This is a genomic window from Corallococcus sp. M7, assembly GCF_054512695.1.
In genome coordinates this window covers 1,274,282-1,298,457 of the sequence record NZ_CM137252.1, presented here as the reverse complement: position 1 = coordinate 1,298,457, position 24,176 = coordinate 1,274,282, and the positions used below count along the sequence as shown (strand labels likewise).

Sequence of the window (24,176 nt, the reverse complement as noted above, 5' to 3'; positions counted from 1 at the left end):
GTTACTTGCAGCTCTTCACCGGCATCGCGTCGATCCAATCCGCGATGAGCTTCGCGCCCTCCGCGTGGTGAATCGTGCGGCCGATCTGCGGCATCATCTTGCCGGACTCCTCCGTGTGCAGCCGGTACCAGAGGATGGACTCGTCGTGCTTGCCGGGGACGATGTCGAACTCGCCGCCCACGCCCGCGCCCGCGGAGCCCGGACGCTTGCACTCGCCCAGGTTGAACACGCTCGTGTTGTCGAAGTTGAGGAACAACTGGCTGGTGATGCCCGCCGTGCCCTTCGGGTTGTGGCAATGCGCGCAGTTGATGTCCAGATACGTGCGCGCCCGCGTGTCCAGGTTCGCCGCCTGCGGATCGAACGCGTCCGGCGCCTTCGGCAGCTCCGCCTGCGCGGGCAGTCCGTCCAGCTTGCCCAGCGACGCCAGGTACTCCAGCTGGTCGCGCTCCACGCCGCCGTAGGTGTTCGTGCGGTGCAGGTAGCGCGCCTTCACGCCAATGGGGTGCATTACCTGCGCCCCCGTGCCGTCCACCAGGTGGTGGCACTGCTGGCACTGGTTCTTGGAGGGCACCGAGTACCGGAACGACCGGGTCTCCCCCTCCAGGTCGATGAACGTCACGTCGCGGGAGCGGCCGCCGGTGGCCAGCGTGGCCTCCGTCTGCTCCGCGTTCCAGACATACGGCCATGCCTCCCAGCCGGAGGGCTGGCGCACCAGGACGCGCGTCTCGATGACCCGCACGTCCTGGTCCGGCTGCCGCATGTCCGCCGGGAAGGCGAACGTCTTCGTGATGAGCGTCCCCACCGGCAGGTCCAGCGCGTCCACGGGTGCGTAGTGCGCTGTCTTGCCGGGGGGGATGTAGAGGGTGCGTGACTTGACCGCGTAGTCGGAGAACAGCGGCGTGGACAGGGTGTAGGGCACGTTGCCTTCAACGGGCACCAGCCCCCCGTCCGCCGGGCTTCCGGTGAACAGCCCGAAGCCCGACAGCGCGTTGGGGATGGCCAGCGGAGCCCCGGCGTCCTCGGGCCCCGCGTCCGGAACGCCCGAATCGAGCGTTCCGGCGTCCAGGTCCGCGTCCGGTTCACCCGCGTCCGGAACCCCCGCATCCCCCGTTCCGGCATCCGGCACGGAGGTCCCCGAGTCGGGTGTGGGCCCGGGGTTTTCCGGGTCGGAGGAACCGCAGGCCGCCAGCGACAACGCCAGCAGCACCACGGAGAGACGAGGGCTCACGAACGACGTCCACATGGGTGTCACGCTCCCTGACCGCGATTACTGGATGAAGTCGCCAATCGTCAGCGCGGGGCTGAAGCCCGGGCAGTTGAACTCCGCCTTGTTGGCCGGGTAGTGCCGCGTGAGGGCCCACCCGCCCGCGAAGTTGCCCTGGGCCGCGAGGGCGCCCGCCGCCACCAGGTCCAGGTCCGCGATGGCGTTGACGGTGCCCGAGGGCAGCGTGTTGTTGGCGAAGCAGATGTTGATGGGGTTCAGCTCCGTGCGGGCATGGCCGTAGGGGTCCACGCCGTCCCACACCAGGTGCTCCACGCCCTTCGCGCCCTGCTGCTCACCATAGGTGTAGAGCGCCGCCAGAGCCGCGCCCAGGGGCCGCAGCTGCGGGCTCAGGTTTCCGTTGTCCACGTTGTCGCCGCTGCCACCCTGGAAGGTGTTGTCGTGGATGTAGATGTCCGAGCTCGCGAAGTTGAAGCCGCCCGCCTCCCACAGCGCGACGTCATCCTCGATGGTGAGACCGCTGAGCACCGCCACGTCCACCGTGTTGTTGTCGCCCCAGGTGTTGCCCGTCAGCTCCACGCGGCGCGACGCCAGCATGAACGTGCCCGTGCCCGCCGGCACCTGCGACACCGTGCTGCTGCTGTTCGCGACGGAGGCGAAGTTGTTCCGGTTGTTGCCGGTGATGGTGTTGTTCTTCACCCGGATGTCGGTGCCCTTGATGGGGTTGCCCGGCAGGTCGAACACCACCAGGCCCGTGGTGTTGTCCTGGGCCGTATTGCCCAGCACGTAGGCGTACTTCGTGTTCTCAATCTCGATGCCCGCCACGTTCTGCTTCGCCACGCTGTTGCGCACGACGGCGTACTCCGTCTGGCCCACGTAGATGCCCGCGTCCGCGGCGTTGTACGCCTCGCAGTCCTCGATGAGGACGTACTTGGACTTCACCGGGTACAGGCCGTACTTGCCGTTGCTCTCCTTGTCGGCCTCCGCCCACTCCGTGCGCACGCTGCGCATGACGACGTCGGTGGAGGACTCCACGCGGATGGCGTCCTTCTTCGCGTTCCACACCGCCAGGTTGCTCACCGTGAAGCGGTTGCCCACCACGTCCAGGCCGTTGGAGTTCGCCGCGGCGTTGCTGAACACCAGCACCGTGCTGCTCGCGCCGCCCGTGCCCTCGCCCTTGGCGCCCTTGCCCGCGCCCACCAGCGTGATGCCGTTCTGGCGGATGGTGATGGCGTTGTCGAAGGTGTACGTGCCCGCCGCCAGGTTGATGGTGGTGCACTCGGCCAGCGTGTTCACCTGGTCCTGGAGCGCCTCCTCCTGGCCCGGCGCGAAGTTCAGCGTCGTCTGGGTCTTGCCCTCGCAGGAGAAGGTGCCCGCGCTGCCGCCGTCCCAGGGGATGCCCGTGTCCACGCTCCCCGCGTCGCTGCCCGCGTCCGTGTTCGTGCCCGCGTCGCTGCCCGCGTCCGTGTTCGTACCCGCGTCCACTTTCACGCCCGAATCCGGCGTGTTGTCATCGTCATCCGAGCAGGCGGTCAGCGAGAGGGCCCCCACCAGGGCCAGAACGGTCGCGCGCGTAGCGCGGGTCCACTGCAAACGGGGCATGTCGTTCCTCCGCGAGGCCGCTCCGCATGGGCCACGGGGAAGCGCCCGCGGCCCGCGAAGCAGCGGGAAGGCGGCATGCTCGGAGCAAAGACACACTGACGACAAGCACAAGTTTCACGTTTGTGTTTTGACGCAGTGCCCCTTTAGTCACGCTCAAAAAAGCACGCGTACGCGGTAAGCCTATCGTTCGCAATGTGTTCGGAATGCGAATGACGCACGGCCCCATGACAGGCCCCCGGACAGGCTTGTGGGCGCGGGCGCCGTGCTCCCCACGGCCGACCCACGCGGTCATCTTGAGAAGGAGGTCGCGGCGCGGTTCCCCTCTCCCGCGACGGAAAGAACGAGGACGCCCATGCGCACTGGACCCCTGGTGACCCTGTTGGTGGCGCTCGCGTCAGGTCCGGCCCTGGCGCAGCAGGACGAAGCGATGACCGCCCCGGAGGGCAATGACTCGCAGAACCTGGATGACCGGCAATCACTGACAAGCGACCCCGGCGCCAACACCTTCTGGGACAATTACTATTATCAGCCGCCCGCGGGGGCGTATCAGCTCCAGCAGCCCCTCGCCGGCTCGTATCAGCTCGAACAGCCGATGGCCGGCTCGTATCAGCTCGAGCAGCCGCTCATCGGCAGCTACCAGATCCAGCAGCCCCTCATTGGCAGCTACCAGCTCCAGCAGCCGCTCATCGGCAGCTACCAGCTCCAGCAGCCGCTGAACGGGACGTACCAGCTCCAGCAGCCGCTCATGGGGACGCAGCAGCAGCCGCTGCGCCGCCGCTGAACGCGTGGGCTACCGCCGGGCGTTGAAGGTGTCGCACGCCTCCAGCGTCCCCTGCTCCAGGCCGCGCTTGAACCAGGTCATGCGCTGCGCGGCGGAGCCATGGGTGAAGGACTCCGGGACGACGTAGCCCCGGGCGCGCTTCTGGAGGGTGTCGTCGCCCACGGCGCTGGCGGCCCCCAGGCCCTCCTCCACGTCGCCCTGCTCCAGGATGTTGCGCTCCTTCTGCGCGTGGTGGGCCCAGATGCCGGCGAAGCAGTCCGCCTGGAGCTCCGTCAGCACGGAGAGCTGGTTGGCCTGCTCCTCGCTCGTGCGGTTGCGCAGGGACTGCACCTTGCGGGAGACGCCCAGCAGGTTCTGCACGTGGTGCCCCACCTCGTGCGCGATGACGTACGCGCGGCCGAAGTCACCCGGCGCGCCGAAGCGGCTCTCCAGCTCGTCGAAGAAGCTCAGGTCCAGGTACACCTTCTGGTCGCCCGGACAATAGAAGGGCCCCACCGCGCTCTCCTGCATGCCGCACGCGGACTGCACCGCGTCCGAGAAGAGCACCAGGCGCGGCTGCACGTAGCGCACGCCCTGGGGCTCCAGCAGGCCGGGCCAGGTGTCCTCCGTGTCCGCGAGCACGACAGAGGCGAAGTCCTTCAGCTCCTCCTGCCTCGGGTCCACATTCCCGGAGCCGCCCGTGCCGGGCTGCGAATACGGCGAGGTGCGCGTGCCGATCTGCACGTCGGACGGGTCGCCGCCCAGCAGCATCACCAGCAGCGCCACCACCAGCGACGCGGCGCCACCGCCCACCGCGAGCGGGCGTCCGAAGCCACCACCCCGCCGGTCCTCGATGTTCGAGCTGCGACGTCCGCCTTCCCACCTCATCCCGTGCCCCTTTGTTTCGCGAAGACGATCCGAGGACCAAGGTAGGCAGCGGGCCCTCCTTCAGCGACGGTGCGGCCCCGGTGCGACCGGATGGAAGGAGACCCGTGGGGCAGGCAGGCGGACGAGCCCCTACTTGCTGGGAGAGAAGCCCACCGCGTCGGACGCCACGCGCGCGGCGGTGCCCAGGCGCTCCAGCAGGACGGGGCCGAAGTACTGGCGCCGGGACTCCCCCTGCCCCGCGCTGACCTTCGCCGGCGTGTCCAGGTAGCCCACGTAGCCGTTGGCGAGCCCCAGCACGTGCGTCGCTCCGGTGAGGTCCGCCAGCGCCCTCCCCGCGTCCACGGTGGGCTCGCCCGGGATGGACAGGAGCTCCAGGGGCCCCAGCGCCAGCGCGTCCACCTCCGCCTCCCGCGGTGACGAACCGCACAGGAAGTTGTCCCCCGCCGCGCGGGTGAAGGCGGGCACCAGCCGCGACGAGTCCGGCCGGGGCAGCGCCGTCTGGACGCGCGCGAACGCCAGCCGCACCGGCGCCGTCACGGACGCCGGGGTCGCCCCATCCGCCAGCGCCGACAGCTTGCGCGCGAAGCCCAGGGCGCGCTCGGGCCCCTGGCCCTCGGTGAAGGCCACGGACGCGTTGCCTTCGCTGCCCTGCACGAACAGCGTGACGCCGCTGCCCGCCTCCTCGCGCAGCGCGCTCAGCCGGCCCGGGTAGTCCGGGTCCACGAACGCCCGCTGCCGGGGAATGAGCGTGGCGTGTCCGGCGAACACCAGCACCTCCGCCACGCTGCCCTCCGCCCCGCGCAGCACCGCCCGCGTGAGCTGGCCGTCCGGGGCCTGCCCACCGGAGCGGGAATAGACGAGCCCCGCGTCCGCGGCGCCGCCCACCTCCAATGTCACGTCCTTCATGGAGGCCGCGGCCTTCTCCAGCGCCTCGCTCGCGCCCTCCACCACCGCGTTCACGGACGCCTCCCGGTAGCGCCCCGTGCCGGAGAGCTGGGCCGCCCAGCGTGCGTCGTAGCCGCCAAACGAGGAGTGCGTGTGCGTGGCCACCACCAGCACCTCCTTCACCCCCGCCTTCGCGGCGCGCTCGCGCACCTTCGCCGTGATTTCCGGCGTCACCAGCAGCAGCTCCAGCGACACCACGCCCACGCGCGCGCCGCCGGCCTCCAGCACCAGGGCCCTCGCATGGAGGGGGAGCTCGGCCTGGCTCGCCTCGGGCCGGGGTGGGACGTAGCCCGCCACCACCACCGGATAGGGTGGGGAGAGGGCCACCTTCGCCGCGCCCGCTCGCAGGGGGCCTTCGCCACGCACCTGTGACAGCACCACGGGCGTGCGCTCCTCCCACCTCCCGCACCAGTTCCAGGAGGCGAGCGCGTAGGCGGCCCCGGCCGTTAGCAAGGCGAAGGGCAGCAAGGGGCGGAGGAAGGAGCGCCGGGAAGAGGACATGCCGGGGGGCAGCGTACCCCCTCGGCGCTTCCTGGCGGCTCCTACCTTTCGGGCAACGGTGCCTTGCCTGGCCTACAAGGGCCGACGTCGGCTGATGGTGGAATACCCACCTTCAAGGCGTGCGTTCCTGTTCCGCTTCGCGGTCGAAAGGGGTAAGGCAGCGCGCCATGTGCGGCATCTTCGGAATCGTGGGTCACGGAGAGGCGTCCAACCTGACGTACCTGGGGTTGCACGCCCTGCAGCACCGCGGACAGGAGTCCGCCGGCATCGTCGCGTCCGACGGGAACACCCTGCGCGCGCACCGGCAGATGGGCCTGGTCGCCGACATCTTCACCGCGCCGGTGATTGAAGGGCTCCCCGGCAAGGCGGCCATCGGCCACGTGCGCTACAGCACGGCGGGCGGCAGCGGCATCAAGAATGCCCAGCCCCTGTTCGTGAACTACGCGGGCGGCCAGTTCTCCATCGCGCACAACGGCAACCTCGTGAACGCGGTGGAGCTCAAGGCGGAGCTGGAGGCGGAGGGCGCGCTGTTCCAGTCGGACGCGGACACGGAGGTGGTGATGCACCTCCTCGCCCGCTCCAAGCAGCCCACCTTCGAGGCGCGCCTCGTGGAGGCGCTGCGCCGGGTGGAGGGCGCGTACAGCATCCTGCTCCTCACCGAGGACAAGCTCATCGCGGTGCGCGACCCCAACGGCTTCCGGCCGCTGGTGCTGGGCAAGATGAAGGAAGGCGCGTACGTGCTCGCCAGCGAGACGACGGCGCTGGACCTCATCGAAGCGGAAATCGTGCGCGAGCTGGAGCCGGGCGAGCTGGTCGTCATCGAGAACGGCGTGCTGCGCTCCAGCATGCCCTTCAAGCCCGCGCCCCGGCTGGGCCGCTGCATCTTCGAGCACGTCTACTTCGCCAAGCCGGACTCGGTGCTCTTCGGCAGCAGCGTGTACGAGGTGCGCAAGCGCCTGGGCATGCAGCTGGCGCGCGAGCAGCCCGCGGAGGCGGACCTGGTCATCGCGGTGCCGGACTCCGGCGTGCCCGCGGCCATCGGCTTCTCGCAGGCGAGCGGCATCCCCTACGACGTGGGCCTCATCCGCAGCCACTACGTGGGCCGCACCTTCATCGAGCCGCAGCAGTCCATCCGCCACTTCGGCGTGAAGCTGAAGCTGTCCGCCGTGCGCCAGGTGCTCAAGGGCAAGCGCGTGGTGGTGGTGGACGACTCCATCGTGCGCGGCACCACCAGCCGGAAGATCGTGAAGATGCTCAAGGCCGCGGGCGCCGTGGAGGTGCACCTGCGCATCTCGTCGCCGCCCACGCAGTGGCCCTGCTACTACGGCATCGACACGCCCAGCCGCACGGAGCTCATCGCGGCCAGCCACACCACGGAGGAGATCGCCAAGTACGTGACGGCGGACTCCCTGGGCTACCTGTCGCTGGAGGGCCTGGGCACGGCGGTGGAGGACCCGAAGCGGAGCACCTACTGCACCGCGTGCTTCTCCGGGCAGTACCTCACCGACAAGCTGTCCCAGAGCGCGGGTGCCACCAAGCTCAGCGCCTGAGATGCCAGCCGCGCCTTCGGGCCGGCCCGGGCTCGCCCAGGCGGAGCGGCAGTTCGTCCGCTCCGTCGTCGCGGGCCTGGTGTTGTTGGGAGCGGTCGCCGTCGCGGGGCCGCTGCTCTCCTACCGCGGTGACGTCGCCGGAGCCCGTGCGGAGTTCCAGTCCCGCATGACGCGCGAGGCCCGCGTCTACGCGGAGGCGCTGGGCCTGCACCTGAAGCTGCTCCAGACGGAGCTGTTGCGCGTGTCCGAGGGCGTGGGCCCGGACGTGAAGCGCGAGCTGCCCACCGAGGACCTCCAGGACCTCACCACGCCCCGCGCCGGCCTCTTCCACGCGGGCGTGATGGTGCTGGACGCGCAGGGCAAGCTGCGCTGGAGCGACCCGCCGCTCGACGAGGCACAGGCCGGGGGCGGCTTCGCCACGCGTCCCTGGTTCCAGCAGGTGCTCGCGCGCCAGACGTCCGTCGTGGACGCCATCGCGCCGGGCGCGTCCCTCTTCGTCGTCGCGGTGCCGGTGGTGCGCGAGGGACAGACGACCGCGGTGCTCGCGGGCCTGCTGGACACGGGCACGGCGCTGCCCGGCGGACGGCCCCTGAGCAACGACCTGGAGCTGCTCGTCCTCAACGCCTCCGGAGACCTCTTCCTGCCGAGCGCGCCGCCCTCGTGGGCCAACGTGTCGCGCGCGTCTGGAGAGCTGCGCGACTTCATCCGCGAGGGCGTCCGCCCTCCGTCGATGGACGCGATGCCGGAGACCTTCCTCACCGCCACGCCCGTGCCCGGCACGGGGCTGCACCTGGTGCTCGCCGCGGACGAGACCGCGCTCCTGTCCGGGCTGCGCGACCGCTTCCTCGTGCAGTTGCTGGTGCTGGCGCTGCTCCAGGTGGGCACGCTGGTGCTCTTCACCGTCCACTGGCGCCGCGTCTACGGCCTGTTCCGCGAGGTGGAAACGCGCTCAGCCCAACAGGAGAAGATGGCCGCGCTGGGCAGCGCCGCCAGCCTCATCGCGCACGAGGTGAAGAACTCCCTCAACGGCCTCAAGGCCGCCACCGGCCTCGTCTCTCCTGAAGGCGAAGGCGGGCTCGTGGTGCGCACGCTGCACGGGCAGATTGACCGGCTGGCGCACCTGGCCACGTCGCTGCTCCACTTCGGCAAGCCGCCCGTCGTGCGCCGCGTGGACGTGGACCTGTCCAGGCTCGTGCGCGACGTGGTGGAGGGCCTGCGCTCACTGCCGGAGGCGGGCGAGGTGCGCGTGGACGTGGACGTGCCCCAGGACGCGGCGCTCCTGTCCTGCGACCCGCTGCTCCTCACCACCGCGCTGGACAACCTGGTGCGCAACGCGATGGAGGCCACCGTGGCGGCCAAGGACCTGGGCAGGGTGGCCGAGCCCCAGGTGCGCGTGCGCGCCCGCCTGGACGCGGACGCCGCAGTGGTGACGGTGGAGGACAACGGGGGCGGGCCGCCGCCGGACGTGGAGGGCCACCTCTTCGAGCCCTTCCACACCTCCAAGCCCAAGGGCATCGGCCTGGGGCTGGCCATGACGCGCCAGGCGCTGGAGCATCAGGGCGGGCAGCTCACCTTCGAGCGCCTCCCAGACGGCAGCCGCTTCCTCCTCCACCTTCCCCGAGTGCCCCGGTCATGAGCCTCCCCGCCCTCCTCGTGGACGACGACCGCGCCTTCTCCTCCATCGCGGCGGTGGCGCTCCAGCGCGAGGGCTTCAGCCTCACGGTGGCGCATTCGCTGCACGAAGCCCGCGCGTCGCTGGCGAAGGCCACGCCCGTGCTGTTGGTGCTGGACCGCCGGCTGCCGGATGGAGACGGGCTCGCGTTCCTGCCGGAGCTGAAGGCGCACGCGCCCGGCGTGGCGGTGGTGATGGTGACGGCGCACGGGGACATCGCCAGCGCGGTGGACGCGGTGCGAGCGGGCGCGGTGGACTACCTGGCCAAGCCCGTGGAGCTGGCGGACCTGGTGCTGCGCGCGCGCCGGGCCGTGGACGCGAGCCGCTTGAGGGACCGCCTGGAGACGGCGGAGGCGGAGCTGTCCGGCCGCCGCAGGCTGGTACCGCCCACGTCCGCCGCCATGCAGCGGGTGTTCGCGATGCTGGAGCGCATCGCCGCGTCGCCGCGGAGCCCGGTGCTGCTCCTGGGCGAGACAGGCGTGGGCAAGGAACAGCTCGCGCGGCACCTGCACGCGCTCGCGTCGAAGGACGGGGGCGCGCCCTTCGTGCACATCAACTGCGCGGCGCTGCCCGAGCAGACGGTGGAGAGCGAGCTGTTCGGCCACGAGAAGGGCGCCTTCACGGATGCGCGCACCGCGAGGCGCGGGCTGGTGGAGGTGGCCCATGGCGGCGTGCTCTTCCTGGACGAAGTGGGCGAGCTGCCGCTGCCGCTCCAGGCGAAGCTGCTCACGTTCCTGGACTCGGGGCGCTTCCGCCGGCTGGGCGGCACCACGGAGCAGACGAGCACCGCGCGCATCGTGGCCGCCACCAACCGGGACCTGCCCAAGCAGATGTCGGGCGGCAACTTCCGCGAGGACCTCTGGTTCCGCCTGGGCGTGTTCCGCATCGACATCCCCCCGCTGCGTAAGCGACGCGAGGACGTCCTCCCGCTGGCGGAAGGGATGCTCGCGGACCTGGGCCGCGAGCTGGGCCGGCGCGACGTCAGCCTGGGAGCGAAGGCCCGCGCGAGGCTTGGGGCCTATGCGTTCCCGGGCAACGTGCGCGAGCTGCGCAACATCCTGGAGCGGGCGCTGGTGCTGGAGCCCGGACCGGAGCTGGAGCTGGAGGTGCTGGGCGGCACGCCCTCCGTGAGCAGCGCGGTGAAGGTGGAGGCACCGGCCGCTGTGGCGCCGGGGGCCTTCAGCGTGACGGAGCCCGTGCCCATCGAGGACCTGGAGCAGGCGTACGTGCGCTGGGTCCTGGAGCGGCTGGGTGGACGGCGCATGGAGGCGGCGAAGGCGCTCGGGCTGTCCTATCCGACCTTCCTCAAGCGCCTGGGCGACACCTGAAGCGATTTGCAGTGCCCGCGATGAAAGGATTTTGAAGTCGCGGGCGCTGAAAGGATTTTGAAGTCGCGCGGCGCCGCATCCGCGCGGATTTGCTGAGGCCAGGCCGGGCACACGGCTTGCGATGGGGCTCCTCCGGATTCTCACCGGAGCCTGCCGCTTGCGCCGTTCCCTCCCCGCTCTCATCGCCCTGGGCACCCTGCTCGGTCTCACCGCCGGTGCCGAGCAGCACCCCACCTCCTCCGCCACGCTGCTGCTCTCCACCCTGCCGGACGACGACGGTCTGGCGGAGCTCCTCTGGGAGCACTCCGCGGACTTCGCGGACGACCGCGCCCGCCTCGCGGCGTCGCGAGCGGATCACCAGCGCACGCACCTGCTGCCCAACCCGGAGCTGGACGTGTCGATGAACACCATCCCCATTGGCGCCACGAACCCGCCGGGACTGCGCCGCCTGGACGACGTGCCCAACTACGTCGTGGGCATGTCGGAGCTGGTGGAGCTGGGCAAGCGGGGCCCGCGTCAGGACGCGGCGAAGGCGGCGCTGTCCGCCACCACGCTGGACGTGCACGCCGCGCTGAGGGCCCGCACGTACGACGTGCTGGAGCGGGCGGCGGAGGTGGCCTCCACGGAGGTGCGCATCGCGGAGCTGACGAAGCTCACCGATGACGCGCGGAAGCTCACGGACCTGCAACGCGCCAGGCAGCAGCACGGCGACGCCGCGGGTCTGGACGTGGACCGCTCCACGTTGGAGGCGCAGTCGCTGGAGACGTCGCTGGGAGAGGAGCGCGTGAAGCTCACGGACGCGCTGCTCGCCTGCGCCCGGCTCGCGGGCATCCCCTGTGAACCATTCGGAAGTCACGAGCGGGCGATGTCCTTCCTCCAGAAGAGGCTCGACCAGGCGCCCGCTCCCGCCGCCATCGAAGCAAGGCCGGACCTGCGGGCCCTGAGCGCGCAGGAGGACTCCGCGAGGTCCTCGCTGACGCTGGCGAAGCGCCGCTGGATTCCGGATCCGACGGTGCGAGCTGGCTACACGCGGGACCAGTTCATGATCTCCGGCAACCAGAAGAACTCCCTCTTCGTGGGCCTGTCGATTCCGCTCCCCCTCTTCGACCACGGTCAGGCGGACGCGCACGCCGCCAGCGCGAGCGCCCAATCCGCGAAGGCCGCGCGAGAGCTGCTCACGGCCCAGGCCTCGCGAGAGACGGACCTGCTGAACCAGCAACTGCGAGCCGTGCAGGAGCGCCGTCAGAAGCTCTACACCCAGACGCTGCCGCTGGCTGAAGGCGTGGTGCAGCGTCTGGACGCGGCGGTGAAGGCCGGAGGCGCGGCGTTGCAGGACCTGCTCCTCGCGCGCCGGACCTACGGCGAGCTGGTGCTGCACGCGGCCGAGCTGGACCAGACCGCCTACCAACTCACCATCGCCATCGCCCGGGCCAGCGCCGCCGGCCCGCGAGCACCGGACACGCTGACCAATCCGCGCTCCTGATGACGACAGGCCCTGTCCTCCGACACGCGCGCCATTCCTCGGCTCACGCAAACGCCCTGACTGCCACTGACGGTCCATCCCCCTCCCGAAAGCCCCCAGTCCATGAACACCCCCGACACCTCCGCCGCCCCTGCGTCCACCCACACCTCTTCTCGCCGCGCCCCGGTCTGGGTGGCCTTCGCCGGAGCGGGCCTGCTGGGCACCGGCGTGCTGCTCTACGTGCTGTCCCCCACCGCCTCCATCGCGGAGAGCGAGACGGCCATCCGCGGGCCCACCGTGAAGGGTGAGACGGTGCACCTGCCAGACGACGCACCGCAGTGGCACTACGTGCAGCTCGCCGTGGCCACCGAGGGCAGCGCCCTCACGCCACTCCCCTCCCCCGCGCGAGTGCAGTTCGACGAAGCGCGCACCGCCTCCGTGGGAGCCCCGCTCTCGGGCCGTGTGGAGGAGGTCCGCGTGCGCCCCGGCGACCGCGTGAAGCAGGGCGACGACCTCTTCAGCGTGCGCTCCGGAGCCTTCGCGGAGCTCGTGCGTGAACAGCGCGGAGCGGAAGCCGAGCTCGCGGAGAAGCGCCGCAACGCGGACCGCCTCAAGGAGCTGGTCGCCCTGCGAGCCGCCCCGGAGAAAGAACTCCTGGCAGCGCGGACAGAGCTGCGTCAGGCCGAGCTCTCCCTGGAAGCCGCCAAGGCGAAGCAAGGCAGCCTCCGCGTGTCCTCCCGAGGCGAGAACCTCTTCTGGGTGACAGCCCCACGCTCCGGCACGGTGGTGGACCTGGACGTGGTGGCCAGCCAGGAGGTGACGCCCGACCGCGACAGGCCGCTCGTGCGCCTCTCCGACCTGGATCAGGTCATGGTCGTCGCGGACCTCCAGGAAGCGGACGCGCTGGACATGTCCCCCGGCCAGGACGTCACCGTCACCACGCGAGACGGCATCGTCCGCGCAGGCAAGGTGGACCGCGTCTCCGAAGTGGTGGATCCGCTACGTCGCACCGTGGAGGTGCGCGTGCGCGTCCCCAACAACGACCGCCGCTTCCGCCCCAATGCCTTCGTGGAGGTGACGCCCACCGCGCCCGAAGGCGTCAAGCGCGTGCGAGTTCCCGACAGCGCGGTGGTGACGGACGGAGCACGCTCGGTGGTCTTCGTCGCCCGTGACTCCAACCGCCTGGAGCGCGTCGCCGTGACGCCGGGCCGCCGCCGCGACGGCGAGGTGGAGCTGCGCGGGGGCCTCGCCTCCGGAGACCGGTTCGTCGCCCGGGGCGCGCTGCTCCTGGAGAACCAGATCGAACTGGCGGACTGAAGCCCCCTCGACGGAACGAAAGACACCCATGTTCGAAAAGCTCGTCGACTTCAGTCTGAAGAACCGCGCGGCGGTGGTGTTCCTCACGCTGCTCACCGCCATCTGGGGCTGGTTCTGCTTCAGCGACCTCACCGTGGAGGCCTTCCCGGACCCCACGGACACCCAGGTCAACGTCATCACCCTCTATCCGGGCCAGCCGTCCGAAGAGGTGGAGCGTCAGATTGGCCTCCCGCTGGAGCGCGCCCTCAATGGCATCCCGGGCCTGACGCGCCTGCGCAACCTCTCCATGTTCGGCCTGTCCTTCGTGACGCTGAGCTTCAACGACAACACCGACGTGCTCTTCGCCCGGGCCCAGGTGCTGGAGCGCCTGCGTGACGCGGAGCTGCCCGAAGGCCTCACGCCCTCCCTGGGCCCGCTGGCCACGCCCATCGGAGAGATCTACCGCTACACGCTGAAGGGCGCGAAGGGCGACCCCATGAAGCTGCGCACCCTCCAGGACTGGGTGGTGCGGCCGGGCCTCTTGCGAGTGGACGGCGTCGCGGACGTCGTCAGCTACGGAGGCCTCCTCAAGGAGATCCACATCCAGCCCGACCCCGCGAGGCTCGCCGCGTTCGGCCTCACGCTGGACGACGTGGAGGACGCGCTGAAGGACGGCTCGGAGAACGCCAGCGGCGGAGTGCTGGAGCGGGGCTCCGAACAGTTCGTCATCCGCAGCGAGGGCCTCTTCCACTCGCTGGAAGACATCCGCGACGTGCGGGTGGCCACGCACGAAGGCACGCCCGTGTTCCTCAAGGACGTGGCGGACGTGAACGAGGGCTGGTCCCCCCGCCAGGGCGTGGTCAGCCGCGACGGCGACGGTGACGTGGTGCAGGGCATCGTGCTGATGCGCCGCGGAGAGAACCCCTCCGTGGTGCTCTCCCGCGTGCGCGACGCGGTGGCCGCGGTGAACGGCCGCCTCCAGGCGGAAGACGCGCACATCGATCCGTTCTACGACCGCACGGACCTGGTGAACACGACGTTGCGCACGGTGGGCCACAACCTGCTGGAGGGCGCGCTGCTCGTCACGCTGGTCCTCTTCATCTTCCTGTTGGACCTGCGGGCCGCCATCGTCGTGGGCGTCCTGATTCCCCTCTCGCTGCTGGCGTCGTTCATCTACCTGAAGATGCGCGGCATGTCGGCCAACCTCCTGTCCATGGGCGCGGTGGACTTCGGCGTCATCGTGGACGGAGGCGTGGTCATCATCGAGAGCATCCTGGCGCGCATGTCCGGCCACCAGTACGAGGGCGAAACCCCGCTCGAACGCATCCAGCGCGCGACGAAGGCGGTGGTGCGCCCCACGGTGTTCTCGCTGCTCATCATCATCGCGGCGTACCTGCCCATCTTCATGTTGCAGCGGGTGGAGGGCCGCATCTTCGCGCCCATGGCGAACACGGTGGTGGCGGCGCTCCTGGGCGCGCTCGTCTTCTCCGTCACGCTCATCCCCGTGCTGGCCTCGTTCGTCTACCGCAAGCCGGTGAAGCACAAGGAATCACCGGTGCTGCGAGCCGCGGACAAGGCCTACGGACCCGTGCTGACCTGGAGCCTCAAGCACCCGGCCACCGTGGTCGCGGTGTGTACGGCGGGCCTGCTCTTCGCGGGAGCGCTCGTCCCGCGCATGGGCAGCGAGTTCCTCCCGGCGCTCAACGAAGGCAGCCTCTATCTGACCTTCACGATGCCCTCGAACATCTCCCTGTCGGAGGGCCGCAAGCTGGTGCCGCGAATCGAAGGCCTGCTGCGCCAGGCACCGCAGGTGGACGGAGTGCTCAGCCAGTTGGGCCGCCCGGAGGACGGCACCGACGCGAAGCTCACCAACAACCTGGAGTTCTTCGTGAAGCTCAAGCCACCCGCCGAGTGGCCCAAGAGCACGCCGAAGCTGGACGACGTGCTGGAGGTCCTCCAGCGCGCCGTGTCGGAGGTGCCGGGCATGGAGGTGAGCTTCAGCCAGCCCATCGGCGACAACGTGAACGAGAGCATCAGCGGCCAGCAGGGCCAGCTCGCGGTGAAGCTCTTCGGTGACGACCTCCAGGTGCTCCAGGAGTATTCGCAGAAGGTGAAGCGCACGCTGTCCAGGGTGGACGGCGTCGCGGACCTGGGCATCGTGAAGAGCGGTGAGGTGCCCAGCATCCAGGTGACCCCGGACCGCGTGGCACTGGCCCGCCACGGCATGTCGCTGGGAGACTTCCAGCACGTCTTCCAGACGGCCGTGGGCGGCCGGCCGCTCAGCGAGTTCTGGGAGGGCGAGCGCCGCTTCGACGTGGTGATGCGCCTGCCCATGTCCAGCCGCGACGACGTGGAGAAGATCTCCCACCTGCGGGTGCCCGTGGAGGGCGGCGTGCTGGTGCCGCTGAACGAACTGGCCAAGGTGAAGACCGGCTTCGGCCGCGCCTCCATCAACCGCGAGAACGGCCGGCGCTACATCGGCGTGCGCATGAACGTGCGAGGCCGGGACCTGGGCTCCTTCGTGAAGGACGCGCAGGCGCTGCTCCAGAAGGAGGCCCCGCCTCCCGCGGGGATGAGCGTCGAATGGGGCGGCGAGTTCGAGAGCAAGGAGCGCGCGATGGACCGGCTCCTCACCGTCCTGCCGGTGGCGCTGGTGCTCACGCTGCTCTTGCTCTTCAAGGCGTTCAACTCCTTCGGCCGCGCGGTGGTGACGCTGCTCAACGTGCCCTTCGCGCTGATGGGAGGTGTGTTCGGCCTGTACTGGGCGGACATGCCGCTGAGCGTGGCGGCGGCGGTGGGCTTCATCGCGCTCATCGGACAGGCGGCGCTCAACGGAGTGCTGGTGATGAGCGCCATCGCGGAGCGGAGGGAAGCCGGAGAGTCACTGGACGACGCCATCCTCCACGGCAGCCGCGAACGCCTGCGTCCGGTGCTGATGACCGCCGCGCTGGCGGCCCTGGGCCTGGTGCCGGCGTGCTTGAGTAACGGCATCGGCTCGGAGATGCAGAAGCCCCTGGCCATCGTCATCGTGTCCGGCACCCTCTCCGCGTGCGCGCTGACGCTGGTGCTCCTGCCGGTGCTCTTCCGCATCTTCGCCCGCTTCACGGAGCAGGTCGTGGACCGGATGCCCGCGCAGCTGTTGCGCGTGGTGCCCGGAGCGAAGAACCTCCGCAAGGCAGGCTGACCGAAGTTCACGGAGCCCCATGACGACCTGGATGAGTGGAGTCAGCGAAACCAACGGCATCAACCTCCACTACCTCCGGACCGGAGGTGACAAGCCTCCGGTCATCCTGCTCCATGGCTTGATTGGAAGCGGCGCCTGCTGGACGCCCGTGGCGCGCGTGCTCGAAGGTGAATTCGACGTCGTCATGCCCGACGCCCGAGGGCATGGCGATTCGAGCACGCCGCCCCACGGCTACCGGTACGACGACCACGCAAGCGACGTCGTGGGCCTCATCCAAGACCTGAAGCTCTCGCGTCCGGTGCTGATGGGGCACTCCATGGGCGGCATGACCGCCGCCGTGGTGGCGAGTCGCGGGACGGACCTCCGCGGCCTCGTCCTCGTCGACCCGACGTTCTTGAGCCCCGAGCGTCAACGCGAGGTGCACGCCAGCGACGTCGCCGGACAACACCGCCAGCTCCTTGGCTTGAGCAAATCCGAACTCGTTGCACAGGCCATTGCCCGGCAGCCGCATCGCTCGCCCGAGCTCCTCGAGCTTCTCGCCGAGGCGAGACTGAAGACCCACCTGGAACCCTTCGACGTCCTCACGCCGCCCAACCCCGACTATCGCGACGTGGTGAGCGCGATTGACGTCCCCATCCTCCTCGTCATCGGAGACCGCGGCCCCGTCGTCACGTTCGAGATGGCAACGGAGCTGCGAAGCCTCAACCCACGCGTGCGCATCGAAGAGATCCAGGAAGCCGGCCACGGCCTCCCGTATGACCAACCCGAGCGCCTGGCGGAGAGGGTCGCGTCGTTCCTGCGGGAGCTGGCCTGAAGCTACCTTCGCGGCTCGTACCGCAGGGCCACCGCCCCCGAGGCGAGCTCCTGCCGGCCCACGAGCTTCAGGTCGACGTACTTCGAGAGCCCCGCGAACAACGTCGGCCCGTGGCCCGCGATCCGGGGATGCACCACGAACTCGTACTCGTCGATCAATCCGAGTTCCGCCAATGCCAGCGGGAGCTTCACGCCGCCCACGTACAGGCCCTTCCCCGGCTGATTCTTGAGCTGTTGAACCGCCTGCCCCAGGTCCCCGCGCACGAGCTCCGCGTTCCAGTCGACCCGGTCCAGGGTGCTCGACACGACGTACTTCTTCGCCGCGTCGATGGTCCGGGCGAAGGAGTCCGTCCCCGTCGGCTGCCGGAACGCGGCCTCCATCATCTCGTAGGTGACCCGGCCAAAGAGGAGGGCATCGGCACGCGCGAGGGTCTCGGCCGCGTGACGATGCAGCCCTTCGTCCGCGAAACCCGCACGATGATCACAGCACCCGTCCAACGTGATGTTGATGGAATACCGAAGAGGTCGCATTCCATGAGCGTACCGTCGGCCCAAGGCCATCGTCACTCACCCGGCGATGAAGTCCTTCAAGTCATCGGGAAGCGGTGACGCGAAGGTGACGGTCTCCCCGGTGCCCGGATGCGGGAACGTGATGCGCTCCGCGTGGAGCGCATGGCGCGGCAACCGCAGCCGGGCCCACGCCTCCGGCTCCAGCGAGTGCTTGCTGAACCGGTCGAAGTACCCCGGATCCGGCCCGTACATCTTGTCGCCCACGAGAGGAAATCCCGCCTCGCGCAGGTGGACGCGGATCTGATGCTGCCGCCCCGTCTCCGGAAAGCAGCGCAGCAGCGCGAACGGCTCGCCGCCATGCGTGAAGCGCTGGAGCACCTGGAAGCGCGTGCGGCTGGGCTTGCCCACCACAGGGTCGATGCGCACGGCGATGCGGATCAGGTCTGTCCCTTCCGCGATGGGCGCGTCCACGACGAAGGTGTCCTCGGTGGGCTGACCCTCGCACAGCGCCAGGTACTCCTTGTGCACATCGCGCGACAGGAACAGCCCGCCCAGCACGCGGCAGGACTCGGTGGTGCGGCCACACACCACCAGCCCGCTCGTCTCGCGATCCAGCCGGTGCGCGGGCTCCGCGAAGCGCTCACCAAAGCGCTCGCGCAGGAGCGTCACCAGCGTGCCCTTGTGGTAGCGCGCGGTGGGGTGGATGGGCAGCCCCGCCGGCTTGTCCAACACCAGCAGCCAGTCATCGGAGAAGACGACGGGCAGCTCCGTGGGCGTCACGGGCTCCTGGCTCGCGGGGCGACGGATGCGGAAGGTGAGCCCCGGGTACACGGGCGTGGAAGGCTTGAGCCGGTACTCGTCGCACAGGACGCCGCGCAGGATGATGCCGCGCACGCGCTCCAGGTCCATGCGGCGGATCTTCTCGCAGAGGTACCGGTCCAGCCGCCATCCCGCGTAGTTCGGCTCCACGACGAACGGGATGTCCACGTAGCCGTCGGGCACGGCCGGAGCGCTCTCGGAGTCTTCACGCATGGCGAGCCCGACGCTCTACCACGCTTTGAAATACGAAGGCCGCCCGGCCCCCGCGCACGAAGACGCGAGCACCCGGCGGCCTGATTGCTCCACGAACCGCGGCAGCTCACCCGAAGGCGCGCTTGGTCTCCACGCCCAGGAAGCGCGCGTAGAGGTCCGCGATGCGCTCGCCCGTGCGGCCGTCCCACAGCTCCGGCACGCGGCCCTTCTTGAAGTCGCCAGCCAGCACGCGGTTCGCGGCCTCGCGGATGCGCGCGGGGTCGGTGCCCACCACCTCGTTGGAGCCGACCTCCACGGTGATAGGGCGCTCGGTCTGCTCGCGCATGGTGAGGCACGGCACGTTCAGCGCGGTGGTCTCCTCCTGGAGCCCCCCCGAGTCCGTCATCACCAGCTTCGCCTGCGACGTGACGGACAGGAACTCCAGGTAGCCCATGGGGTCCACCAGCTTGAGCCCCGGCGTCTGCTCCAGCTTGGGGCCCAGGCCCTGCTCGGCGATCATCTTGCGCGTGCGCGGGTGCACCGGGAACACGACGGGCAGCTCCTTCGCCACGTCCATCAGCACGCCCAGGAGGCCCGCCAGCAGCTTCGGGTTGTCCACGTTGGACGGACGGTGCAGCGTCGCCACCACGTAGCCCTTGGGCGTCAGGCCCAGGTTCTTCAGCGTGGGCAACTGGTCGGCCTTCTCCTTGGACGACAGGAGCGAGTCGATCATCACGTTGCCCACCAGGTGGATGTGCTTCGGGTCGATGCCCTCCTTCAGAAGGTTCGCGTCCGCGTCGCGCGACGGCGTGAGCAGCAGGTCGGAGAGCCGGTCGGTGACGACGCGGTTGATCTCCTCCGGCTGGTGCCGCTCGAAGCTGCGCAGGCCCGCTTCCACGTGGGACAGCGGAATCGCCAGCTTGGACGTGACGAGCGCCGCGGCGATGGTGCTGTTCACGTCGCCTACCACGGAGACCAGGTCCGGCTTCTCCGCCAGGAAGACCTTCTCCATCTCCACCATCATCTTCGCCGTCTGCTCGGCATGGCTGCCGGAGCCGATGCCCAGGTGGATTTCGGGCGGAGGCAAGCCCAGGTCCGCGAAGAAGACGTCACTCATCTTCGCGTCGTAGTGCTGGCCGGTGTGGATGACGAGCTGCCGCAGGGACGTACGCGCGGAGATGGCCCGGTGAATGGGTGCCACCTTCATGAAATTGGGACGCGCGCCAACGATGTGGATGACCTTCTTCATGTCGCCCCGGAAGCTAGGCATGGCGCCATTTCTGGCCAGTGGTGGGAACCGGCTAGCCCCTCCCCAGGCGCGGCGAGACGTCCTGAATCTGATAGATGCCGCCCCATGCCCGCCTCCCGCACCGTGGCCGTCATCCCCGCCCGCCATGCCAGCACCCGCTTCCCTGGCAAGCCGCTCGCCCTCATCGCCGGCCGTCCGATGATCGAACACGTCTGGCGCCGCTGTCAGGAAGCCAGCGCCTTCGACGAGGTGTGGGTGGCCACCGACGACACGCGGATCCGCGACGTCGTGGAGGGCTTCGGCGGCAAGGCGGTGATGACCAGCCCCGCCTGCCCCACCGGCACGGACCGCATCGCGGAGGTCGCCCGCGCCCGTCCGGACGTGGGGGTGTGGGTGAACGTGCAGGGGGATGAACCGCTCGTGGACCCGGGCGCCCTCAAGGTGCTCGCGGACCTCTTCCAGGACGAAGCCGTGAACATGGGCACGCTGGTGCGCCCCCTGGACCCGGAGGAGACGGACAACCCCAACGTGGTGAAGGCCGTGCTCGCCCTCAACGGCGACGCGCTCTACTTCAGCCGCGCCGCGGTGCCGCACGCCCGCGACCCCGGCACACCCGTGCGCCGCTGGGCCCACCTGGGCCTCTATGGCTACCGGCGCGACACGCTGCTCCAGCTCGCCGCCTTCAGCCCCACCCCGCTGGAGGAGACGGAGAAGCTGGAACAGCTGCGCGCCCTGGAGAACGGCCTGCGCATCCGCTGCGCCAGCGTGAACTGGCGCACCGTCGCCGTGGACGTGCCGGAGGACGTGGCCCGCGTGGAGGCCGTGATGCGCGAGCGCGCCGCCGTCAAATGACCGGCAGCGCGTCCGGCTCGTCGCCCTTCGGGAAGGCCTCGTCGATGCGCTGGAGCTCCTCCTTCGTGAGCTTCAGCGACGCCGCGCTCGCGTTGTCCCGCACGTGCGCCGCGTTGCTCGCCTTGGGGATGGCGAACACCGACGGCCGGCGCACCAGGAACTGGAGCGCCACCTGGAAGGGCGTCACGCCATGCGCCTTCGCGATGGACGCCAGCACCTTGCCGCCCGCGCTGGTGGGTGACGGGAACTGGCCGTTGCCGAAGGGGCTGTAGGCCACCACCGCCACGCCCTGCGCCTCGCACCACGGGATGACCGCGTGCTCGATGGCGCGCTCCTCCAGGTGGTACAGCACCTGGTTGCACGCGATGCGCCCCCTGCCCGCCAGGGCCAGCACCTCCTCCAGGTCCTCCACCCCGAAGTTGCTCACACCCCAGGAGCGGATCTTCCCGGCCGCCATCAGCTCCTCGAAGGCCTCCACCGTGCCCTCCAGCGGGTGCGAACCGGGCCAGTGCAAGAGGTAGCAGTCCAGGTGGTCCGTGCGCAGCCGCTTCAGGCTGCGCTCGCAGGCGGCCACCGTGCCCCTGCGCGTCGCGTTGGACGGCATCACCTTGGAGACGAGGTACACCTCCTCGCGCCGGCCCTCGATGGCCTTCGCCACCAGTGTCTCCTCCACCCGTCCCTGCCCGTAGAGCTCCGCGGTGTCCAGGTGTGTGAGCCCCAGGTCCAGGCCGGCGCGCAGGGCTCGGACGGCTGCTTCCGCGTCGTCGTCCTCCATCTGCCAGGTGCCCTGTCCGATGACGGGCACCGCCACCCCGGTGTTGCCAAAGACGCGCTTCTCCATTGGCCCCTCCTCGCGTGGAACGTGTCATGGAATACCACCCAGGCCACCCGCCTGCATCCCGGCCCTGCGGACGCCGTCCGGGCTGCACGTCCCCCGACAGTCCGGTAGGCTCCAGCGGTGCCTCCCTCCGTTACCGCTTCGACACCCCACCGCTCCTCCGGGGTCACCGTGCGCCGCCTGCTGGCGCTCGCCCGCCCTGAACTGGGCACCCTGCTCGTCGCCACCGTCTTCCTGTTCATCAGCAGCGGCGCCAGCCTGGTCTACCCCCAGGGCGTCCGCATCCTCATCGACGAGGCCCTCAACGCGAAGAACCGCGGCCTCATCGACAAGGCCGCGCTCGTCATGCTGGCCGTCTTCCTGGTCCAGGGCGTGGCCACCGCCCTGCGCTTCTACCTCTTCACCAACGCCGGCGAGCGCGTGGTCATGCGCCTGCGCCATGACTTCTTCCGGCGCCTCATGGACCAGGAGGTGGCCTTCTTCGACACGCGCCGCACCGGAGAGCTCACCAGCCGGCTCGCCTCCGACACCACGGTGCTTCAGAACACCGTGAGCGCGAACATCTCCCAGGGGCTGCGCAACGCCGTGCAGGCCCTGGGCGGCATCGTGCTGCTCTTCTACACCTCGCCCTCGCTCACCTTCCTCATGCTCGCCATCGTGCCCGTCGTCGCCGTGGGCGGCATGGTCTACGGCCGGCGCGTGCGCGGGCTGTCGCGCAACGTGCAGGACGCGCTCGCCAAGGCCAGCGAGGTCGCCGAGGAGAGCCTGTCCGGCATGCGCACCGTGCGCTCCTTCGCCGCGGAGGCGTCGGAGGTGGCGCGCTACGGCAACGCCGTGAAGAACTCCTACGAGGTCGCCCGCAACCGCGCGCGCCAGTCCGCCGCCTTCATGGGAGGCGCCTCCAGCGCGGGCTACATCGCCGCGGTGGTGGTGTTCTGGTACGGCGGCCGGCTGGTGGTGGACGGCGAGCTGTCCGTGGGCGCCCTCACCTCGTTCCTCATCTACACGATGCTCGTGGCCGTCTCCCTGGGCTCCCTGGCGGACCTCTGGGCGGACTTCATGCGCGCCTCCGGCGCCGCCGAGCGCGTCTTCGAATTGATGGACCGCGCGCCCGCCATCCCCGCCAACGAGGGCGAGCGCCCCACCACCGTCGAGGGGCTCGTGGAGCTGCGCGGCGTGCACTTCGCCTACCCCACGCGCCCGGACGTGCCGGTGCTCCAGGGCATCGACCTCACCGTCCACGCGGGCGAGGTCGTCGCCGTGGTGGGCTCCTCCGGCGCCGGCAAGTCCACCCTCGCCGCCCTCCTGTCCCGTTTCTATGATCCGCTCCAGGGCGAGCTGCGCCTGGACGGCCGCCCCCTGAAGTCGCTGGACCCCAGTTGGCTGCGGCGCCACGTGGGCATGGTCGCCCAGGAGCCCCTGCTCTTCTCCTGCTCCATCGCGGACAACATCCGCTACGGCCGCCCGGACGCCACCGACGCGGAGGTGGAGGCGGCCGCCCGCGCCGCGAACGCGCACGACTTCATCCAGCGCTTCCCGGACGGCTACCGCACGGAGGTGGGCGAGCGCGGCGTGCAGCTCTCCGGCGGCCAGAAGCAGCGCGTGGCCATCGCGCGGGCCGTGCTCAAGGACCCGCGCATCCTCATCCTGGATGAAGCCACGTCCGCCCTGGATTCGGAGAGCGAGCACCTGGTGAAGGACGCGCTGGACCGGCTGATGCAGGGCCGCACCACGCTCATCATCGCCCACCGCCTGTCCACCGTGGCCAATGCCCAGCGCGTGCTGGTGATGGAGCACGGCCGCGTGGTGCAGAGCGGCACCCACTCCACCCTCATGACGCAAGACGGCTTGTACCGCCGCCTCGTGGAGCGCCAGGTCGTCGCAGCCTGAACGCTCGTTCCCCGGACGGGTTCCTCCCACCTCCCGCTCTTCATGGCGAGAAATGGGGGCGCGCATTATCTCTGCTGCCGCAAGAAAGGAGGTGATGCCTTGAACGACAGCAAGATCAAGGCGTCCACCTCCGTCGCGGTGGCCTGCTAACGCGGGTTGTCCCCGGCGGAAGTGACGCCTGCGGTAACGAGTCGCCCCCGCCTTTGCCGGCGGGGGCGACTTTTTTCGTCCCCCCTCCCTACCGGGAATGTCCTGTCCACCCACCGGTTCGTGGCCGCCGGGGGGAAGTGCCATCCACGACCGTCGGGGTCGCCTGCCGGAGAACTTCCGTGTCCATCACGCCGTGTCCCATCCCGCTGCCCTCCGCCCTCCGTGACGAGGAGACGGTCGATGACCAGCGCAATCTTTTTTGTCCCAACTACGACGCCTGCCTGCACCAGGTCGTGAAGAAAGGCTGGGAAGGCTGGAGTTGCCGGGGGTGCGACCTGCGCCACTTCCGCGTCGGCCAACCCACCGCCCAGCAGTTCGCCGTGGCCCGTCCGGGGGGTTGGGACGCGCAGTGAAGGGCTGACCTCGCGGGTTGAGGCCAGCCGGCCGTCCGTG

19 protein-coding genes are annotated in these 24,176 nt (G+C 70.0%); 11 read left to right on the top strand and 8 right to left on the bottom strand.

What is annotated here, in order from left to right; translation table 11 throughout:
- Window position 1 precedes the first annotated feature (1 nt).
- Window positions 2–1,228 (bottom strand): SO2930 family diheme c-type cytochrome, encoded by a 1,227-nt coding sequence (locus tag ACX114_RS05365; protein ID WP_459295377.1) that lies wholly within the window; start codon window positions 1,226–1,228, stop codon window positions 2–4.
- A 39-nt stretch (window positions 1,229–1,267) separates the two neighbouring features.
- On the bottom strand, window positions 1,268–2,824 hold the full coding sequence (locus tag ACX114_RS05360; RefSeq protein WP_459295375.1) for a parallel beta-helix domain-containing protein: 1,557 nt from the start codon (window positions 2,822–2,824) through the stop codon (window positions 1,268–1,270).
- Between the two features lie 352 nt (window positions 2,825–3,176).
- Here ACX114_RS05360 and ACX114_RS05355 point away from each other — a divergent pair, with 352 nt between their 5' ends.
- Entirely contained in the window at window positions 3,177–3,605 is a 429-nt protein-coding gene (locus tag ACX114_RS05355; RefSeq protein WP_459295373.1) for a hypothetical protein, read from the top strand.
- A gap of 9 nt (window positions 3,606–3,614) precedes the next feature.
- On the opposite strand, the gene ypfJ is transcribed toward ACX114_RS05355, so the two are convergent.
- Window positions 3,615–4,472 carry a KPN_02809 family neutral zinc metallopeptidase gene (gene ypfJ / locus ACX114_RS05350; protein ID WP_459295371.1) on the bottom strand — a complete coding sequence of 286 codons (858 nt, stop codon included), beginning with the start codon at window positions 4,470–4,472 and terminating at the stop codon, window positions 3,615–3,617.
- Between the two features lie 129 nt (window positions 4,473–4,601).
- Window positions 4,602–5,918: a neutral/alkaline non-lysosomal ceramidase N-terminal domain-containing protein gene (locus ACX114_RS05345; protein ID WP_459295369.1), complete on the bottom strand. Its 1,317-nt coding sequence runs from the start codon at window positions 5,916–5,918 to the stop codon at window positions 4,602–4,604.
- A 167-nt stretch (window positions 5,919–6,085) separates the two neighbouring features.
- Here ACX114_RS05345 and purF point away from each other — a divergent pair, with 167 nt between their 5' ends.
- The 7 genes from purF (at window position 6,086) to ACX114_RS05310 (ending at window position 17,224) form a co-directional block, all read left to right on the top strand.
- A complete protein-coding gene (purF, locus tag ACX114_RS05340; protein WP_014393900.1) occupies window positions 6,086–7,468 on the top strand; it encodes an amidophosphoribosyltransferase in 1,383 nt (460 codons plus the stop codon).
- A 1-nt stretch (window position 7,469) separates the two neighbouring features.
- Entirely contained in the window at window positions 7,470–9,104 is a 1,635-nt protein-coding gene (locus ACX114_RS05335) for an ATP-binding protein (protein WP_459295366.1), read from the top strand.
- Window positions 9,101–10,468: a sigma-54-dependent transcriptional regulator gene (locus tag ACX114_RS05330; protein ID WP_459295364.1), complete on the top strand. Its 1,368-nt coding sequence runs from the start codon at window positions 9,101–9,103 to the stop codon at window positions 10,466–10,468. Before ACX114_RS05335 ends, ACX114_RS05330 begins: the two co-directional genes overlap by 4 nt.
- 157 nt (window positions 10,469–10,625) lie before the next feature.
- Window positions 10,626–11,951 carry a TolC family protein gene (locus ACX114_RS05325; protein ID WP_459295362.1) on the top strand — a complete coding sequence of 442 codons (1,326 nt, stop codon included), beginning with the start codon at window positions 10,626–10,628 and terminating at the stop codon, window positions 11,949–11,951.
- Between the two features lie 102 nt (window positions 11,952–12,053).
- Window positions 12,054–13,247 (top strand): efflux RND transporter periplasmic adaptor subunit, encoded by a 1,194-nt coding sequence (locus ACX114_RS05320; protein ID WP_459295360.1) that lies wholly within the window; start codon window positions 12,054–12,056, stop codon window positions 13,245–13,247.
- 28 nt (window positions 13,248–13,275) lie between these two features.
- Window positions 13,276–16,410 carry an efflux RND transporter permease subunit gene (locus tag ACX114_RS05315; protein WP_459295358.1) on the top strand — a complete coding sequence of 1,045 codons (3,135 nt, stop codon included), beginning with the start codon at window positions 13,276–13,278 and terminating at the stop codon, window positions 16,408–16,410.
- 19 nt (window positions 16,411–16,429) lie between these two features.
- Window positions 16,430–17,224, top strand: a complete 795-nt coding sequence (locus ACX114_RS05310; RefSeq protein ID WP_459295356.1) for an alpha/beta fold hydrolase — start codon at window positions 16,430–16,432, stop codon at window positions 17,222–17,224.
- Between the two features lie 2 nt (window positions 17,225–17,226).
- Here the strand turns inward: ACX114_RS05310 and ACX114_RS05305 are convergent, their stop codons facing one another.
- From ACX114_RS05305 to wecB, 3 genes are all read right to left on the bottom strand, one after another.
- Window positions 17,227–17,754, bottom strand: coding sequence for a dihydrofolate reductase family protein (locus ACX114_RS05305; RefSeq protein ID WP_459295354.1), 528 nt, complete (start codon window positions 17,752–17,754; stop codon window positions 17,227–17,229).
- Window positions 17,755–17,790: 36 nt separating this feature from the next.
- Entirely contained in the window at window positions 17,791–18,765 is a 975-nt protein-coding gene (locus ACX114_RS05300) for an RluA family pseudouridine synthase (RefSeq protein ID WP_459295352.1), read from the bottom strand.
- Between the two features lie 106 nt (window positions 18,766–18,871).
- Window positions 18,872–19,993 (bottom strand): non-hydrolyzing UDP-N-acetylglucosamine 2-epimerase, encoded by a 1,122-nt coding sequence (gene wecB, locus ACX114_RS05295; RefSeq protein ID WP_459300069.1) that lies wholly within the window; start codon window positions 19,991–19,993, stop codon window positions 18,872–18,874.
- A gap of 105 nt (window positions 19,994–20,098) precedes the next feature.
- Between wecB and kdsB the strand changes: the two genes are divergently transcribed.
- Entirely contained in the window at window positions 20,099–20,845 is a 747-nt protein-coding gene (gene kdsB / locus ACX114_RS05290; protein WP_459295350.1) for a 3-deoxy-manno-octulosonate cytidylyltransferase, read from the top strand.
- On the opposite strand, the gene ACX114_RS05285 is transcribed toward kdsB, so the two are convergent.
- Entirely contained in the window at window positions 20,838–21,686 is an 849-nt protein-coding gene (locus tag ACX114_RS05285) for an aldo/keto reductase (protein WP_459295348.1), read from the bottom strand. The genes kdsB and ACX114_RS05285 overlap by 8 nt on opposite strands.
- 117 nt (window positions 21,687–21,803) lie before the next feature.
- On the opposite strand from ACX114_RS05285, the gene ACX114_RS05280 reads away from it, so the two are divergent.
- Together ACX114_RS05280 and ACX114_RS05275 are read left to right on the top strand one after the other, a co-directional pair.
- Window positions 21,804–23,573, top strand: a complete 1,770-nt coding sequence (locus ACX114_RS05280; RefSeq protein WP_459295346.1) for an ABC transporter ATP-binding protein — start codon at window positions 21,804–21,806, stop codon at window positions 23,571–23,573.
- A gap of 329 nt (window positions 23,574–23,902) precedes the next feature.
- Window positions 23,903–24,136, top strand: coding sequence for a hypothetical protein (locus ACX114_RS05275; protein WP_014393887.1), 234 nt, complete (start codon window positions 23,903–23,905; stop codon window positions 24,134–24,136).
- Window positions 24,137–24,176 lie beyond the last annotated feature (40 nt).

Coding starts and splice junctions, on each gene's coding strand:
- ACX114_RS05360 (WP_459295375.1), bottom strand. CDS start 2,824: ATGCCCCGTTTGCAGTGGACCCGCGCTACGCGCGCGACCGTTCTGGCC.
- ACX114_RS05355 (WP_459295373.1), top strand. CDS start 3,177: ATGCGCACTGGACCCCTGGTGACCCTGTTGGTGGCGCTCGCGTCAGGT.
- ypfJ (WP_459295371.1), bottom strand. CDS start 4,472: ATGAGGTGGGAAGGCGGACGTCGCAGCTCGAACATCGAGGACCGGCGG.
- ACX114_RS05345 (WP_459295369.1), bottom strand. CDS start 5,918: ATGTCCTCTTCCCGGCGCTCCTTCCTCCGCCCCTTGCTGCCCTTCGCC.
- purF (WP_014393900.1), top strand. CDS start 6,086: ATGTGCGGCATCTTCGGAATCGTGGGTCACGGAGAGGCGTCCAACCTG.
- ACX114_RS05335 (WP_459295366.1), top strand. CDS start 7,470: ATGCCAGCCGCGCCTTCGGGCCGGCCCGGGCTCGCCCAGGCGGAGCGG.
- ACX114_RS05330 (WP_459295364.1), top strand. CDS start 9,101: ATGAGCCTCCCCGCCCTCCTCGTGGACGACGACCGCGCCTTCTCCTCC.
- ACX114_RS05320 (WP_459295360.1), top strand. CDS start 12,054: ATGAACACCCCCGACACCTCCGCCGCCCCTGCGTCCACCCACACCTCT.
- ACX114_RS05315 (WP_459295358.1), top strand. CDS start 13,276: ATGTTCGAAAAGCTCGTCGACTTCAGTCTGAAGAACCGCGCGGCGGTG.
- ACX114_RS05310 (WP_459295356.1), top strand. CDS start 16,430: ATGACGACCTGGATGAGTGGAGTCAGCGAAACCAACGGCATCAACCTC.
- ACX114_RS05305 (WP_459295354.1), bottom strand. CDS start 17,754: ATGCGACCTCTTCGGTATTCCATCAACATCACGTTGGACGGGTGCTGT.
- ACX114_RS05300 (WP_459295352.1), bottom strand. CDS start 18,765: ATGCGTGAAGACTCCGAGAGCGCTCCGGCCGTGCCCGACGGCTACGTG.
- wecB (WP_459300069.1), bottom strand. CDS start 19,993: ATGAAGAAGGTCATCCACATCGTTGGCGCGCGTCCCAATTTCATGAAG.
- kdsB (WP_459295350.1), top strand. CDS start 20,099: ATGCCCGCCTCCCGCACCGTGGCCGTCATCCCCGCCCGCCATGCCAGC.
- ACX114_RS05285 (WP_459295348.1), bottom strand. CDS start 21,686: ATGGAGAAGCGCGTCTTTGGCAACACCGGGGTGGCGGTGCCCGTCATC.